The sequence below is a fragment of the Trinickia symbiotica genome (assembly GCF_002934455.1).
Lineage (GTDB): Bacteria > Pseudomonadota > Gammaproteobacteria > Burkholderiales > Burkholderiaceae > Trinickia > Trinickia symbiotica.
Genome location: NZ_PTIR01000014.1, coordinates 128,091 through 144,581 on the forward strand (window position 1 = coordinate 128,091; position 16,491 = coordinate 144,581).

Annotated in this window: 13 protein-coding genes; 7 read left to right on the forward strand and 6 right to left on the reverse strand. The window is 64.9% G+C overall.

The genetic code is table 11. The annotated features are described in order from the left end of the window. Positions 1-31 precede the first annotated feature (31 nt). The 6 genes from recG to ubiA all read left to right on the forward strand — a co-directional run bounded on the left by recG (position 32) and on the right by ubiA (position 7,173). Positions 32-2,383: an ATP-dependent DNA helicase RecG gene (recG, locus tag B0G57_RS20010; RefSeq protein ID WP_018439970.1), complete on the forward strand. Its 2,352-nt coding sequence runs from the start codon at positions 32-34 to the stop codon at positions 2,381-2,383. A 157-nt stretch (positions 2,384-2,540) separates the two neighbouring features. After that, positions 2,541-3,500, forward strand: coding sequence for a hydrogen peroxide-inducible genes activator (locus tag B0G57_RS20015; RefSeq protein ID WP_018439971.1), 960 nt, complete (start codon positions 2,541-2,543; stop codon positions 3,498-3,500). Positions 3,501-3,664: 164 nt separating this feature from the next. After that, positions 3,665-3,796 (forward strand): hypothetical protein, encoded by a 132-nt coding sequence (locus tag B0G57_RS32165; RefSeq protein ID WP_262984484.1) that lies wholly within the window; start codon positions 3,665-3,667, stop codon positions 3,794-3,796. 192 nt (positions 3,797-3,988) lie between these two features. Continuing rightward, positions 3,989-5,452 (forward strand): catalase, encoded by a 1,464-nt coding sequence (locus B0G57_RS20020; RefSeq protein ID WP_018439973.1) that lies wholly within the window; start codon positions 3,989-3,991, stop codon positions 5,450-5,452. Positions 5,453-5,638: 186 nt separating this feature from the next. After that, positions 5,639-6,127, forward strand: a complete 489-nt coding sequence (locus B0G57_RS20030) for a Dps family protein (protein ID WP_018439974.1) — start codon at positions 5,639-5,641, stop codon at positions 6,125-6,127. A 182-nt stretch (positions 6,128-6,309) separates the two neighbouring features. Further along, a complete protein-coding gene (ubiA, locus tag B0G57_RS20035) occupies positions 6,310-7,173 on the forward strand; it encodes a 4-hydroxybenzoate octaprenyltransferase (protein WP_018439975.1) in 864 nt (287 codons plus the stop codon). Positions 7,174-7,261: 88 nt separating this feature from the next. On the opposite strand, the gene proC is transcribed toward ubiA, so the two are convergent. Then, positions 7,262-8,074: a pyrroline-5-carboxylate reductase gene (gene proC, locus B0G57_RS20040; RefSeq protein WP_018439976.1), complete on the reverse strand. Its 813-nt coding sequence runs from the start codon at positions 8,072-8,074 to the stop codon at positions 7,262-7,264. A gap of 56 nt (positions 8,075-8,130) precedes the next feature. Beyond that, positions 8,131-8,829 (reverse strand): YggS family pyridoxal phosphate-dependent enzyme, encoded by a 699-nt coding sequence (locus B0G57_RS20045; protein WP_018439977.1) that lies wholly within the window; start codon positions 8,827-8,829, stop codon positions 8,131-8,133. Between the two features lie 309 nt (positions 8,830-9,138). Here B0G57_RS20045 and B0G57_RS20050 point away from each other — a divergent pair, with 309 nt between their 5' ends. Then, positions 9,139-10,752 carry an ATP-binding cassette domain-containing protein gene (locus tag B0G57_RS20050; RefSeq protein WP_223258713.1) on the forward strand — a complete coding sequence of 538 codons (1,614 nt, stop codon included), beginning with the start codon at positions 9,139-9,141 and terminating at the stop codon, positions 10,750-10,752. A 39-nt stretch (positions 10,753-10,791) separates the two neighbouring features. Here B0G57_RS20050 and glcF read toward each other — a convergent pair whose 3' ends face one another. The 4 genes from glcF to B0G57_RS20070 form a co-directional block, all read right to left on the reverse strand. After that, positions 10,792-12,027: a glycolate oxidase subunit GlcF gene (glcF, locus tag B0G57_RS20055; RefSeq protein WP_018439979.1), complete on the reverse strand. Its 1,236-nt coding sequence runs from the start codon at positions 12,025-12,027 to the stop codon at positions 10,792-10,794. Between the two features lie 20 nt (positions 12,028-12,047). Beyond that, positions 12,048-13,136, reverse strand: a complete 1,089-nt coding sequence (gene glcE, locus B0G57_RS20060; RefSeq protein ID WP_020566114.1) for a glycolate oxidase subunit GlcE — start codon at positions 13,134-13,136, stop codon at positions 12,048-12,050. A gap of 156 nt (positions 13,137-13,292) precedes the next feature. After that, on the reverse strand, positions 13,293-14,756 hold the full coding sequence (locus tag B0G57_RS20065) for an FAD-linked oxidase C-terminal domain-containing protein (RefSeq protein WP_035468456.1): 1,464 nt from the start codon (positions 14,754-14,756) through the stop codon (positions 13,293-13,295). 258 nt (positions 14,757-15,014) lie between these two features. Continuing rightward, the gene (locus tag B0G57_RS20070; protein WP_026229540.1) at positions 15,015-16,436 is read right to left on the reverse strand and encodes an FAD-binding oxidoreductase; all 1,422 of its coding nucleotides are present in this window, start codon (positions 16,434-16,436) and stop codon (positions 15,015-15,017) included. Positions 16,437-16,491: the final 55 nt, after the last annotated feature.

A 16,491-nucleotide genomic window follows, 5' to 3' on the forward strand; every position in this document is an offset into this window, starting at 1 on the left:
CGAAACCGATATTGTACTTGCGAAGAGACTCATGCCCTTGACCCGCCGCCGGCCGGCCGAGCCTGCAAAAGACGCGATGGACGACGCAGCCGACGCCGCGGGCGGCCGCGCGCCCGTGCGAGCGGCGCGCGATGTGGGCAACGGCTACGACGGCGCGGGCGGCGAGGACGCTCCAACGCGCATGAAAACCATCGCGGAGTCGCGCCCGGCGAAGGCGAAGAAGGCGACGGCGTCGGCCGCCGCGCCCGCGGCGAAACGCGCGGAGCCCGCGAAGACCGCCGACAAGCTGGCGAAGCTCGGTTTGACGCGTGACATCGATCTTGTGCTGCACCTGCCGATGCGCTACGAGGACGAAACGACGCTCACCCCGATCGGCGAGCTGCTGCCCGGCGAGACGGCGCAGACGGACGGCGTCGTCTTCGACAACGAAATTGCGTACCGGCCGCGTCGACAGTTGGTCGTGAAGCTGCGCGACGACGCGGGCGACGAGCTCGTCTTGCGGTTTCTCAACTTCTACGGCTCGCAAGTCAAGCAGATGGCCGTGGGCCAGCGGCTGCGCGTGCGGGGCGACGTACGTGGCGGTTTCTTCGGCCTCGAGATGGTGCATCCGACGGTGCGCGTCGTCGATGACGATACGCCGCTGCCGCAGGCGCTGACGCCCGTATACCCGAGCACGGCGGGCGTTTCGCAGGCGTATTTGCGCAAGGCGATCGACAACGCGCTCGCGCGTACCGAGTTGCCCGAGCTGCTGCCTCGCCCGATTGCCGAGCGCTATTGCGAGCCGCTCGCGCTGCCGCCGCTCGCAAGCGCTGTGCGGACGCTCCATCATCCGAGTGCCGATGCCGACGAGGCGGCGCTCAGCGACGGCAGTCATCCCGCCTGGACGCGCATCAAGTTCGACGAGCTGCTTGCCCAGCAGCTTTCCCTCAAGCGCGCGCACGAAGAGCGCCGCCGCCGCACGGCGCCCGCGATGCCGCGCCGCGCGTCCGGCGATTCGGCTTCGCTCGCGGCGCGTCTCATCGAGGCGTTGCCGTTTGCGCTCACGCACGCACAACAACGCGTCGTGGCAGAAATCTCCGCCGATCTCGCCGCGCCGCACCCCATGCAGCGCCTGCTGCAGGGCGACGTCGGCAGCGGCAAGACCATCGTTGCCGCGCTCGCCGCCGCGCAGGCGATCGACGCCGGCTATCAGGCCGCGATGATGGCGCCGACGGAGATCCTCGCCGAGCAGCACGCGCGCAAGCTGCGCGGCTGGCTGGAGCCGCTCGGCGCGACGGTCGCGTGGCTGGCCGGCAGCCTGAAGACGAAGGAGAAGCGCGCGGCGCTCGCGGCCGCGGCTTCGGGCGAGGCGCGACTCGTCATCGGCACGCACGCGATGATCCAGGAAACGGTCGAATTCGCGCGGCTCGGGCTCGTCATCGTCGACGAGCAGCACCGTTTCGGCGTGGCGCAGCGACTCGCGCTGCGGGCGAAGGCGCGCAAGGACAAGGCCGCCGATACGGCGGATGAGGGCGGGCAGCAAGGCACTGCGCGGGCGGCGGCTGGCGATGCGCGCGAGTTTCAGCCGCATCAGCTCATGATGTCGGCGACGCCGATCCCGCGCACGCTCGCGATGACGTACTACGCGGATCTCGACGTTTCGACGATCGACGAGCTGCCGCCAGGGCGTACGCCGATCGTCACCAAGCTGATCTCCGATGCGCGCCGCGACGAAGTCGTCGCGCGCGTGCGCGAGGCGGCGCTGACGGGGCGGCAGGTCTACTGGGTCTGCCCGCTCATCGAGGAGAGCGAAACGTTGCAGCTCCAGACCGCCGTCGAGACGTACGAAACGCTCGCGGCCGCGCTGCCCGAGCTGCGCGTGGGCCTCGTGCACGGACGGCTCGCGCCAGCCGAGAAAGCCCTCGTGATGGATGCGTTCTCGCGCAACGAGATTCAGCTCCTCGTCGCGACGACGGTGATCGAGGTCGGCGTGGATGTGCCGAACGCATCGCTGATGGTGATCGAGCATGCCGAGCGATTCGGGCTTGCACAATTGCACCAGCTGCGCGGGCGAGTCGGCCGCGGCAGCACCGCATCGGTCTGCGTGCTGCTCTACGGCGGGCCGCTTTCGCTGACGGCGCGTGCGCGGCTGAAGACGATGCGCGAAACGACGGACGGCTTCGAAATCGCGCGTCGGGATCTCGAGATTCGCGGCCCGGGCGAATTCCTTGGCGCGAGGCAGTCGGGCGCGGCGATGCTGCGCTTCGCGGATTTGCAGCAGGACGCGTGGCTGATCGAGCCGGCGCGCGAGGCGGCGGCGCGGCTCATCGCGGAGTATCCGGACGTCGCTATGCAGCATTTGGCGCGCTGGCTAGGCACGCGCGAGCAGTATCTGAAGGCTTGACGGTGAGCCCGCGGAGCATCGCTTCGCCAACGCTCCATCATCCGGTGAATCGAGCCGCACGGGCCGACCGGTCAGCCGCCGCGTCGTGGTGTTGGCGAATCGCCGCGACAGGTGTATAAGATAAAACCTATCGACAGTCATAGTCTGATTGGTCCCCATGACGCTTACCGAACTCAAATACATCGTGGCAGTCGCCCGCGAGCGCCATTTCGGCCGGGCGGCCGAGGCCTGCTTCGTCAGCCAGCCGACGCTCTCGGTGGCGATCAAAAAGCTCGAGGACGAGCTCAATGTCCAGATCTTCGAGCGCGGAACGAGCGAAGTCAGCGTGACACCGATCGGCGAGCAGATCGTGACGCAGGCGCAGCGCGTGCTCGAGCAGACGCTCGCCATCAAGGAGATCGCGAAGCAGGGCAAGGATCCGCTCGTCGGGCCGCTGCGCCTCGGCGTCATCTATACGATCGGCCCGTACCTGCTGCCGGCGCTCGTCAAGCAGATGATCAAGAGCGTGCCGCAGATGCCGCTGATGCTGCAGGAAAACTTCACGCTGAAGCTGATCGAGTTGCTCAAGCAGGGCGAGATCGACGTTGCAATCATGGCGCTGCCGTTTCCCGAGACGGGACTCATGGTGCGTCCGCTCTATGACGAGCCGTTTGTCGTCGCGTTGCCGGCCGGGCACGCCTGGGAGTCGCGCAAGGAGATCGATCCCGATGACCTGAAGCAGGAAACGATGCTGCTGCTCGGCAACGGGCATTGCTTCCGCGACCACGTCCTCGGCGTCTGCCCGGAGCTGATGCGCTTCTCGCAGACGGCCGACGGCATTCAGAAAACGTTCGAGGGCTCGTCGCTCGAGACGATCCGGCATATGGTGGCGAGCGGCGTCGGGATTACGGTGCTGCCGCGCATGTCGGTGACCGAGGTGAAGCCGCAGGCGGGCGGCCCCGACGCCGGACTGCTCAGCTACGTGCCGTTCGGCGAACCGGTGCCCGATCGGCGCGTCGTCCTGGCCTGGCGCAAGAGCTTCACGCGCATGCCCGCCATCGATGCGATCAGCGAAGCGATCGCCGCCTGCGAACTGCCCGGCGTCAACAAGCTCGACATGCCGGTTGCCGTCAACTGATCCGGCAGGCGGCACCGCGTGCCGCCCCTCTCCATCGCACCGACCTCGCTCGTCGCTTGATGTACCCGTCTCGCCCCTATCGAATACATATAATCAATCAATCACAATAAATCGATAGTCTCAATATACTTCCTCACATGGTGATCGCATTCATGGAGGAGGTCATGTGGAAACGCTTCTCGTCTGTAGCCGGCGAGTCCGCCTCTCGGCGGGCCGGCGTGCGACTCGCGGCGGCGTTGCGTCGTTCGCGCGCCATCGGGTTCGCGCTACTCGCCGATCGGGCGCTCGCCGGCTAGCTCGATGAATCGACGGCAGCGCCGCCTGGCGAATGCCCGTCGACATTTCGCTCAACGTTTCGAGGCAGCGACGGTGAGCAGTTTCGAAGCAGCGTCGCGCATTCGCGTTCATTCTCTCGTTTGCATCCCATCCCTGTCTTATCGCTTCGTTCCACGTCGCCAGACGTTTCCCGATGCTAAGGAGCTCAACCCATGTCCGACCGTAATGACCGCAGTCTCACTACCGCCGCCGGCGCGCCTGTCGCCGACAACCAGAATTCGTTGACGGCCGGCCCGCGCGGCCCCGTAGCGTTGCAAGACGTCTGGCTCATCGAAAAACTCGCGCATTTCGACCGCGAAGTGATTCCCGAGCGGCGCGTGCATGCCAAAGGCTCGGGCGCCTTCGGCACGTTGCGCGTGACGCATGACATTTCGCGCTACACGAAGGCAAAAGTCTTTTCCGCGATCGGCAAGGAGACGCCGCTCTTCATGCGTTTCTCGACCGTGGCCGGCGAGCGCGGCGCCGCCGACGCCGAGCGCGACGTGCGCGGCTTCTCGATCAAGTTCTATACGGAAGAGGGCAACTGGGATGTGGTCGGCAACAACACGCCGGTGTTCTTCATCCGCGACCCGTTGAAGTTCCCCGATTTCATCCACACGCAAAAGCGCGATCCGTACACGAACCTGCGCAACAACGTCGCCGCGTGGGATTTCTGGTCGCGCCATCCCGAGTCGCTGCACCAGGTCACGATCGTCATGAGCGATCGCGGCATTCCGAAGAACTACCGGCAGATGCACGGCTTCGGCTCGCATACGTTCTCGTTTATCAACGCGAACAACGAGCGATTCTGGGTGAAGTTCCACTTCAAGTCCCTCAACGGGATCGAGAACTACACCGACGCGGAAGCGGCGCAGGTGATCGCGGGCGATCGCGAGAGCGCGCAGCGCGACCTCGTGACGGCGATCGACGACGGCAACTTTCCGAAGTGGGCATTCCGCATTCAGGTGATGCCCGAGGCTGACGCGGCCAAGGTGCCCTACAACCCGTTCGATATTACGAAGGTCTGGCCGCACAAGGACTATCCGCTCATCGACGTCGGCGTGATCGAACTCAACCGCAACGCGGCGAATTATTTCGCCGACGTCGAGCAGGCGGCGTTCACGCCGGCCAACGTAGTGCCTGGTATCGGCTTTTCGCCGGACCGTCTGCTGCAGGGGCGACTCTTCTCATACGGGGACACGCAACGCTATCGCCTCGGTGTGAACCATCACCAGATTCCCGTGAATGCGCCGAAGTGCCCGTTCCATCACACGTTCCACCGCGACGGCGCGCTGCGCGCGGACGGCAATCTTGGCGGCACCGTGAACTACGAGCCGAGCCGCTTCGGCGAGTTCGCGCAGGATCGCAATGCCGCCGAGCCGCCCCTCGCCGCCGGCACGATCGACCGTTACGATCACCGCGAGGACGACGACTACTACAGCCAGCCCGGTGCGCTGTTCTGTCTGTTCGACGAGGGCGAGCGGCAGCGGCTCTTCGAGAACATCGCTCGGGCGATCGACGGAGTGCCCGGGGACATCGTCGCACGGCAACTCGAGCATTTCAGGCGCGCCGATCCGGCCTACGGCGAGGGCGTCGCGGCCGCTATCGAGATGCAGAAGGCCAAGCGTTCAAAGTAGCCGGATGCGGCGCGCCGGCGCACACGCGAGCAATGCGCGAGCCACTGAGATAGCGCCGCTGCGTTCGCGTGGGCTACACTGGCGCTCGCCCGACGCCTGCAGGCACCTGCCGTGCCTTGCGGGCGTCGTGGCGTTGAAGGCGTTTGCCGCCCGGAGTGGTTCGCATCACATTTGCAAGGAATAGTCATGGCCAAGAAAAACACTGCAGTTCAAATCGACATCGGCATCAGCGACAAAGATCGCAAGAAGATCGCGGAAGGACTGTCGCGGCTTTTGGCCGATACGTACACCCTCTACCTCAAGACGCACAACTTCCACTGGAACGTGACGGGGCCGATGTTCAATACGCTGCATCTGATGTTCGAGCAGCAGTACAACGAACTGGCGCTCGCCGTCGATGCCATCGCCGAACGTATCCGCGCGCTCGGCGTGCCGGCGCCGGGCAGCTACAAGGAGTTTGCGAAGCTCTCGTCGATTCCTGAAGCCGACGGCGTGCCGGCCGCCGAGGAGATGATTCGTCAGCTCGTGGCGGGTCAGGAAGCCGTGGTCCGCACGGCGCGGGCGATCTTTCCTGCGACGGAAGCGGCGAACGACGAACCGACCGCCGATCTGCTCACGCAACGGATGCAGACGCACGAAAAAACCGCTTGGATGCTGCGCGCGATGCTTGCGTAAAAGGGGGCCGCTCGCCTTCGGGCGATCGGCTTGCCGGTCCATTGACCGGCGGTTTTCGCCTTGGCGGCGAATCGCACGTGCGCGGCGGAAATCGCTTCTCGGAACGACATCGCTGAAAGGCCCGCCGTCCCGGCCTAAAATAGGCGATCACGTTCCCTTCCGGCCGCCCGATGTCGACGCCCATGTTCGCCCGCTTCCCGCTTTATCTGCGCTTGATCCGCATGGACAAGCCGATCGGCAGCCTCCTGCTGCTGTGGCCGACGCTCAACGCGCTCTGGATTGCGTCCAACGGCCGCCCGTCGCTCTCGCTGATCGTCATCTTCTCGGTGGGCACCGTGCTGATGCGCTCGGCCGGATGCGCGATCAACGACTATGCGGACCGCGACTTCGATCGCTACGTCAAGCGCACGGCCGATCGCCCGCTCACCTCAGGAAAGATTCGCTCATGGGAGGCGCTGGCGATCGCGGGCGTGCTGTCGTTCATCGCGTTCTTGCTGATCCTGCCGCTCAACGGGCTCACGAAGGCGCTGTCGGTCGTCGCGCTCTTCGTCGCGGGAAGCTATCCGTTCATGAAGCGTTTCTTCGCGATTCCGCAGGCCTACCTTGGCATCGCGTTCGGCTTCGGCATTCCGATGGCGTTCGCGGCCGTTCAGGACCGCGTCCCGCCGCTGGCTTGGGCGATGCTGCTCGCGAACATCTTCTGGGCCGTGGCGTACGACACCGAGTACGCGATGGTCGATCGCGACGACGATCTCAAGATCGGCATCCGCACGTCGGCCATTACGTTCGGCCGTTTCGACGTGGCGGCCGTCATGCTCTGCTATGCGGCGACGTTCGCCATCTATGCGTGGCTTGGCGCTTTGCTCGGCTTCGGGTGGCTGTACTGGCTCGGCTGGGCCGCGGCGATCGGCTGCGCCGTTTACCACTACACGCTGATCCGCGATCGTGAGCGGATGCCGTGCTTCGCGGCGTTTCGGCACAACAACTGGCTTGGCGGCGCCCTCTTTGCCGGGATTGCCGCGCACTACGTCGCGGCCGGCTTCTGATCAGTCGCGCGGCACAACTCGCCCGCCCGCGTTGTTAAGGGCGAGGAGGGCGCCAATGTCGATAGCACCGCGGCTGAGCGGTACTCGGCTACTGCTTGCCGAGTTCGTCACCCATCTCTTTCGCTCGCGCATCGGCGGCGAGCACGCCCGCGACGATCGCGTCCTTCACCCCTTGGGCATTGAACGATGCCAGTGCGGCGGCCGTGGTGCCGCCTTTCGACGTGACGCGCTCGCGCAGCACGCCGGCCGGCTCTTCCGATTGGGCGGCGAGTTGCGCCGCGCCGGCAAATGTCGCGAGTGCAAGCGCGCGGCCCTGATCGTCCGAGAGTCCCAGGCGGTGCGCCGCTTCCTGTAGCGCTTCGATGAAATAGAAGACGTAGGCCGGACCGCTGCCGGAGATGGCGGTCACTGCGTCGATCTTCGCTTCATCGTCGAACCAGACCGTTTCACCGACGGCGCCGAGCACGTTTGCCGCGAGCTCGCGGCCTGCCTCCTCGACGCCCGGCAGTGCGACGAGACCCGCGACACCCATTCCGATCAGCGCCGGTGTATTCGGCATCGCGCGCACGATCCGTGTGTAGCCGTTCAGCCAGCGCGAGATGTCGGCGCCGCGAATGCCGGCCGCGATGCTGATGACGAGTTGTGCCGATAGGTGCGGCGCGAGCGCGGCGGCCACTTCCTTCATGACCTGCGGCTTGACGGCGAGGACGATGGCGTCATAGCCGCGCAACGTGTCGTCGGGCGTTGCCGCCGTAGCGATGCCGAACTGCGTTTGCAGGCGCGTGCGAGCGTCTTCGTTGACGTCGACGGCATAGAGATGGGCCGGGGACGTTCCGCGCTTGGCGAGGCCGCCGATCAAGGCGGCGGCCATGTTGCCGCCGCCGATGAATGCGATTTTCATAGGGGATGGGGACTGTGGTCGTATAAAAGGTGCTTGAGGCTTTACGCGACGGCCAATCAGCGGCTGTAATCGCGCGCACCGAAGATTGCGCTGCCGATGCGAACGATAGTCGCGCCTTCGAGCACGGCCGCCTCGAGGTCGGCCGACATGCCCATCGAAAGCGTATCGATCGCGAGACCGTCGGCGCGCAGCGCGTCGAAGAGCGCTCGCAGCGTGCGGTGCTGGGCGCGTTGAGCGTCGACGTCGTCGGTCGGCTCCGGGATCGACATGAGTCCGCGCAGCACTAGGCCCGGCATGGCGGCGATCTCTTTGGCGAGTGTTGGCGCATCGCTCGGGGCGACACCGCTTTTCGAGGCCTCGCCGCTCACGTTGACTTGCAGGCAGACGTTGAGCGGCGCGAGATTCGGCGGCCGTTGCTCGGACAAGCGCTGGGCGATTTTCAGGCGATCGACCGATTGCACCCAGTCGAAATGCTCGGCGACGGGGCGCGTCTTGTTCGACTGCAACGGTCCGATGAAATGCCATTCGATTTGCGCGCGCAGGTCGGCGAGCGCTTCGATCTTCACGATGGATTCCTGCACGTAGTTTTCGCCGAAGGCGCGCTGTCCGGCGGCGAAGGCAGTGCGCACATCATCGGCCGGAAACGTCTTCGAGACGGCGAGGAGCTCGATCGAAGCGGGATCGCGTTGCGCCGCGAGAGCGGCCTGGGCGATGCGGCCATGGACCGCCGCCAGGTTATCGGCGATGGAGGGCATAGGGTTTCTATCGGAGGCGTTGGAGCAACGTTAGGTTCGGATTATACGGATCAACTTCGTCCCCCCTTCGCTTGCCGCATCGTCCCTTCGACTTCCGTTAGTCCTAAAAGCGCCGCGCCATGCCGGCTTCGCGCGAATATCGGATTCGATCGACCTTACGGATCGTCGGCCGCCCCGGCCTGACGGATGACTCATGTTTTTTTCCCGCGGAGTGTCGATGCGTTTTCTCGCTGAGTTGCTAAAGGATTACCTACTCGCTTATCGGATCACGTTGAAAGACTATCGGGCGCTCTCCCCGCTCACTTTGTCATGGCTAGTCTGTTCATGGCGTTGGTGACGGCGCTGTACACGCTGGCACCGTATTTGTTGCGGCAAGCAACGAACGCCTTGTCTGCCGGCGACGCGCGCCACGACAGTGTTTCCGTGCTCGCCCTGGCGGGTGCGTACGGCCTCGCGTGGACCGCTGCCCGTGCGTTCGAATGGCTCAAGAACATCGCTTCCGCAACCATTCTGGCAAGATGCGATGCCGCGTTCCATCACGCCATGTACGCGCGCCTCATTAGGGTAGAGCACGCACGATTGATCGATCAGGATCCCGGCACGCTCGTCTCGGTGATCTCGAGAAGCACGGGTGCGTTCAGCGCGCTGACGTTCACCGTATTTTGGGTCATCGCCCCCACCCTATTTCAACTGTTGCTTTCGGGCGGCGTCTTGTGGAAGCTGACGAGCGGGGCGTTCGCACTCGTTTTCGTGGCTTCCATGTTTCTTCTTTTTCTCGCAACGTGGTGGCTCGCAAGCCTTAGCAAAGGCGCGCATACGGAAATCTTCGGCGCCGCCGATTCGCTGGCGAGCCACTTGGTCGACAAGCTCGCCTTCGCGCTCGATATCAAGGTGAATGCGGCCTACTCGCGGGAGGATGCGTTACTTCGCGACTTGCTCGGGACGTACGTGAGAAAGATTTCGCGCGGGAATGCCCGACTTTCCTTACTACTGGCGGCACAGGCCGTTTGCGCAGGGCTTTTGCTCACCGTATTCACGATGGCCACCGCGCAAGAGGTCACGACATCGAGCTTCCAAGTCGGCGATTTCGTGATGATCGGGAGCTACGTGATCGCATTGACGACCCCGTTCACGGTGCTTGCCGCGTCGCTTTCGGACCTGCGCCGCAACCACTTGGCGTTGCGGGAAGGCTTCGGGATTCTCGAACTTCCCTTGGAGCAAAGTACGACGAAGACGGTTCTCAGGCCGCAAGGGAACGTTGTATATCGATTACAAGGTGTGAGCATCTCGATAGCGGGGCGAAGCATTTTGTCCAACGTCGACCTCGAGATTCGGCAAGGCGAACTCGCGGTCGTAACGGGCCCGTCGGGATCCGGCAAGTCAACTTTGATACGCTTGATGCTCGGATTGTCGTCGCCCGATTCCGGAAAGGTTTTGCTATACGGCGCGGACGTACGCAATATCTCGGTCGGCGACATTTGCAAACAGGTCGCAGTGGCGCCGCAGAACCCACTCATACTTAGCGGAACATTGCGCGACAACCTGGGCTATGGGTGTAGCGAAGCGCCGTCAGATACGTTCCTTCTCGAACTCGTCGAGCTGCTTGAGCTGCGCGAGTTGAGCTGCGGCGACAACGATCCCATTCTAGACCTGCCTTTAGGTATACAAGGTAGATCGCTATCCGGTGGAGAACGTCAACGCATCGCGCTTGGCCGAGCGCTGGCCAGATGTCCTTCCATAGTGATCTTGGACGAGCCGACTTCGTCGTTGGATCCCGAGCGCGAAGCTCGCATATTCGCTCGGATTCGGCAGCGCGTGTCTACTTTGCTCGTCATCACGCATCGGCTTGCGCTTTTGGAAGACGCCGATCGTGTCTATCGATTGGAAGACGGGGTGATAGAAGAGCTTTCCCGCCAGTCCTAATCACCGAAGCGACAGTGCAATATGGCCTCGCCGGGCGGCTCAACCGTAAATGGTGTGCTCGACGAGCTCAATCCAATGCGCCACGGGCATCGGCGTGCCGCTTTGCAAATGCGCGATGCAGCCGACATTGGCCGAAACGATCATCTGCGGTTCGAGTGCCGCGAGGCTATCGAGCTTGCGATCGCGCAGCGCGTAAGCCAGCGCCGGCTGCAGTATCGAATACGTGCCGGCCGAGCCGCAGCACAGATGGCTATCGGCAGGCAGACGCACCTCGATTCCGAGCGCACCCAGCAAACGTTCCACCAGTCCTCGGACCTGCAATCCATGTTGGAGTGTGCAAGGCGGATGAAACGCCACCGTATGCACGCCGCGCCGGCGTCCAAGCTCGGTCAGCTCGGCTTCGAAGTCGCCCAGCACCTCGGCCACATCGCGCGCGAGTTCGGTCACGCGTCGTGCCTTTTCGGCATACGCTGGATCGTCACGCAGCAAATGCCCATATTCCTTGACCGTCGCGCCGCATCCCGAGGCGTTGACGACGATCGCCTCGACCCCGCCTTCGATGTGCGGCCACCACGCGTCGATGTTCCGGCGCATGTCGTCGAGCGATTCGTCACGGTAGCCGAGATGCAGGCGGATCGCGCCGCAACAGCCGGCCTCGGGCTCGACGATCGTCTGCACGCCGAGCGCATCGAGCACACGTGCCGTGGCGATATTGATGTTCGGTAGCATCGCCGGTTGCACGCAGCCGGCAAGCAGCAGCATCTTATGTTTGTATCCGGTGGTCCGCGCTTGCGGCCATTGCAGCAGACGCTGGCGGGGCGGAACTTTGTCGCGCAGCTTCGGCGGCAGCACCGGCCGCACCATCTGGCCGAGGCGCATGATGGGTGTGAAAACGGCGGCACTGGGCAGGACGGTCGCGAGAAGGCGGCGCAGGAGCCGCTGTCCGAACGGGCGCTCGACCGTCGCCTCGACATGTTGTCGCCCGATCTCGACGAGTCGTCCATATTGAACGCCGGACGGGCACGTCGTCTCGCAGCTTCGGCAAGTGACGCAGCGGTCCAGATGAAGCTGCGTGCTGCGCGTGACGGACGCGCCTTCGAACATCTGCTTCATCAAATAAATGCGTCCGCGCGGCCCGTCGAGCTCGTCGCCGAGTAGCTGGTAGGTGGGGCACGTCGCGGTACAGAAGCCGCAATGAACGCACTTGCGCAGAATCTCATCGGCTTCGTTGCCGTCTGCCGTGTTGCGAATGAAGTCCGCGAGTTGGGTTTGCATCGGGTCGCTCGGACGATCGATCAGAGATCCGGGTAGAGGCGCGCCCGGTTGAAGATGCGGGCCGGATCGAAAGCCGCCTTCAGCCCGCGATGAATCTTCATGAGCGGCGCCGGCAACGGCGTGAAAACGCTGGCGCTGCGGTCGAACTCGCGCCCGGCCCGGAAGATCGTCGCGTGCCCACCGGCCTGCTTCGCGCTGATGCGCACCGTTTGAGCATCGGTATCGGTGATCCACCAGCGCTGTGAACCGCCCCATTCCATCATTTGCGCCCCCGGCAATTGCAACGGCTCGGCAATCGAGGGCAGGGCGAGCCGCCAGAGCGCGGCCTTGCCCGGGATCGTCGCGAAAAACGGATCGGTCTGTTCGCGCAGCCCCTCCCAAAAGCGTTCGGCCTCGACCGCATCGACGACTTCGCCGCCGAGCGAATTGCGCGCCGACTTGACGGCGCTTTCGGCACCCGAGAGCCGCAGCGCCAGCGTACCGTTGCGCCATGCACTCGCCGAGATCGGCAACGGCCGGCCGCACCACTCGTTGAGCTTGCGCACGGCGTCCGTGCCGTTCATGTCGAATTTGAGCGTGGCTTCGGCCACCGGCCGCGGCATCACCTTGATCGAGAGCTCGAGAATGAGCCCCAGCGTGCCGAGCGAGCCCGCCATCAGGCGCGCGACGTCATAGCCGGCGACGTTTTTGACGACTTGTCCGCCGAAGCGCAGGGTTTCGCCTCGACCGTTCATCACCGTGGCGCCGAGCACGAAATCGCGCGCCGCGCCCGCCGACACGCGCCGCGGCCCCGCGATGCCGGCCGCGATGCAGCCGCCGAGCGTGGCTCCGCGGCCGAAGTAGGGGGGCTCGAAAGCGAGCATCTGGTTGCGCTCGGCGAGCGTCGCCTCGATCTCGGCGAGCGGCGTGCCGCAACGCGCAGTGATGACGAGCTCGGCCGGATCGTAGGCGACGATGCCGCGGTACGCCCGCGTATCGAGGATTTCACCGGAGAGGGCCTGGCCGTACCAGTCTTTCGTACCGCCCCCGCGCAGGCGCAACGGACGTTCATCCGCCGTCGCCGCGCGAATGCGCTCTGCCCATTGCTCGACGATGTCGTCATCTTGCATGGCCCCTCGCTTTGTCGTCTCGTTCATCCGGTCGCCGGCTTTTTGTTCGAGTCTTGCTGATTCGTGCCCAAAGGGCACTTTCTCAGGGAGCCCATTGTACCGACGCATGATGGCGGAGCAACTCGCGGTTCACCCGCTCCGGGTTAGTCCTCGTTGTTAAAAGCGCGGCAGCTCCGGGTGCGGCAGCAGGCCCCCGCGCACGTGCATCTTGCCGTACTCGGCGCAGCGCGCTCGCGTCGGGATGCCCTTGGTCGGATTGAGCAGCTCGGCCGGATCGAACGCGCGCTTGACCGCGAAGAACGCCTCCCGCTCGGCCGGCGAGAACTGGACGCACATCGAATTGAGCTTCTCGATACCGACGCCATGCTCGCCCGTCACAGTCCCACCGAGCTCGACGCAGCATTCGAGGATCGCCGCGCCGAAGGCTTCGGCGCGATGGAGCTGATCCGGATCGTTGCCGTCGAAGAGGACGAGCGGATGCATATTGCCGTCGCCCGCATGGAAGACGTTGATGCAGGCGAGTCCGTACGTCGCCTCCATTTCCTCGATGCGGGCGAGCAGCGGTCCGATGCTGCGGCGTGGCACCGTGCCGTCCATGCAGTAATAGTCGGGCGCGAGCCGGCCCGCGGCGGGGAAAGCGTTCTTGCGCCCGGACCAGAACTTGAGCCGCTCGGCGTCCGTGCGCGAGATCTGCAGCCGTGTCGCACCGTGCTCGCGCAGCACCGCCGTGATGCGCACGATCTCTTCCGCCACTTCCTCGGGCGTGCCGTCCGATTCGCAAAGGAGGATCGCGGCCGCGTCGAGATCGTAGCCGGCACCGACGAACGATTCGACGGCGCGCGTCGCGGGCTTGTCCATCATCTCGAGCCCGGCCGGAATGATGCCCGAAGCGATGATGGCGGCAACCGCATCGCCGCCTTTGACGACATCGTCGAAGCTCGCCATGACGACCTGGGCTGTCGTCGGCTTCGGGATCAGCTTCAATGTCACTTCCGTGACGATCGCAAACATGCCCTCGCTGCCGATCATCACCGCGAGTAGATCGAGGCCCGGCGCATCAGGCGCGAGCGAGCCGAATTCGACGATCTCGCCGTCCATCGTCACCGCGCGCACGCGCAGCACATTGTGTACGGTGAGCCCATATTTGAGGCAGTGCACGCCGCCTGAATTCTCGGAGACATTGCCACCGATGGTGCAGGCGATTTGCGAGGACGGGTCCGGCGCGTAATAAAGCCCGTACGGTGCGGCGGCCTCCGAGACGGCCAGGTTGCGCACGCCCGGCTGAACCGTCGCGGTGCGCCCGTAGGGATCGATGTCGAGAATCTTCGTGAATCGAGACAGCGAGATGACGATGCCCTGCGCGATCGGCGTGGCACCGCCCGACAGTCCGGTGCCCGCGCCGCGCGGAACAACGGGCACGCCGAGGCGTCGGCAAATCTGCACGATGCGCTGCACTTGCGATTCGGTTTCGGGCAACGCGACGGCAAGCGGCAGTTCGCGATAGACGGAAAGGCCATCGCATTCGTAGGGCGCCGTATCTTCGTCGCGATAAAGCAGGCAGTGAGCGGGCAACGTCGCCATCAGCGCCTGTACGACTTCGCGCTGACGGTCGGTGCGCATTTTGGCTCGCACCGCCTCGTCGTCGTCGCCGGCGGGGCGCGTGATCGATGCGCCTCCATTCGCTGCCGCTCGCGGTGCGCCCGCGACTTCGGGCCGCGCATCGGAATCGACTTCGGAAGGAGCTCCGATCGGCGCAGGATCGCCCGAACGATGGCCCAAGTGCGGGGCCTTCCGAGTATCGGAGGGCAACGGGCGTGAGTGAGCATGGGGGCCGTTCATTGTCGTCTCCTCGCGTGCCGTGTATGCGCGTTGCGCTGTTTATGCGTCGTAGGAAAAGATTTTGCCCGGGTTCATCAGGTTGCGCGGATCGAGTGCATGCTTGACCGCGCGCATCACGCCTATGGCGTCGGCGCCATGCTCGTCGAGCAGGAAGCCCATTTTGTGCAACCCCACGCCATGCTCACCGGTGCAGGTGCCGTCCATGCGCAGTGCCCGCTCCACAACGCGCCGGTTCAGGCGCTCGGCTTCGGCGAGTTCCGCGGGCTTGGCCGGGTCGATCAGCATGCAGATATGGAAATTGCCGTCGCCGACATGGCCGACGATCGGGCAGGGTAGCGGCGAGCCGCGCAGATCTTCCTCGGTTTCGACGACACACTCGGCGAGCCGCGAAATCGGCACGCAGACGTCCGTCGAGAGCGCGCGGCTGCCGGGCTTGAGCTGCAGCATCGCGAAGTAAGCGTTGTGCCGCGCGTTCCAAAGCCGGCTGCGCTCCTCGGGGCGCGTCGCCCAGGCGAACCCGCTGCCGGCATGTTCGGCCGCGATCTCCTGGACGCGCTCGGCCTGCTCCGCGACGCTCGCGTCCGTGCCGTGGAACTCGAAGAAGAGCGTCGGCGATTCGGTCAGCGTCATGTTCGAATGTCGATTGATGGCGCGAATCGCGAGCGCATCGACGAACTCGACGCGCGCGACGGGCACCCCGAGCTGAATCGTCTCGATCACGGTGCGTACCGCATCGCCCATCGTCGGGAATGCGCAGACGGCAGCCGAGACCGCCTCGGGTAGCGGATAGAGCCGCACGGTGATTTCCGTGATGACGCCGAGCGTGCCTTCCGATCCGACGAAAAGCCGCGTCAGATCGTAGCCGGCCGACGATTTGCGCGCGCGCGTTCCGGTCGTGACGATACGGCCGTCGGCCAGGACGACGGTGAGGCCGAGCACGTTCTCGCGCATCGTGCCGTAGCGCACGGCGTTGGTGCCCGAGGCTCGCGTCGCCGACATGCCGCCGATGCTCGCGTCGGCACCGGGATCGATCGGGAAGAAAAGGCCGGTGTCGCGCAGCGCCTCATTGAGCGCCTTGCGCGAAACGCCGGCCTCGACGGTGGCCGTCAAATCTTCGGCGTTGATCGAGAGCACCCGGTTCATTCCCGAGAGGTCGATCGACACGCCGCCTTCCACCGCGAGCAGATGACCTTCGAGCGACGAGCCGTTGCCATAGGGGATGATGGGCACCCCGTAGCGCCCGCAGAGCTCGACGGCCGTGCGCACATCGTCGGTGCTTTGGGCGAAGACGACGGCGTCGGGCGGTACCGGGTCGAACGGCGACTCGTCGCGGCCATGATGGGCGCGCACGGCTTCCGACATCGACACGCGTTCGCCGAAGGCGGTTTTGAGCGCGGTGGCGAGATCGGCCGGAAACGGACGGCGCGGGTTGACGGCGGCTGGCGGCACGGGATGGTTCACGAATGTCTCCTGGCGCGGCCATGCGGATAGGGACGCCGGCATAGGCGCGCTTGTT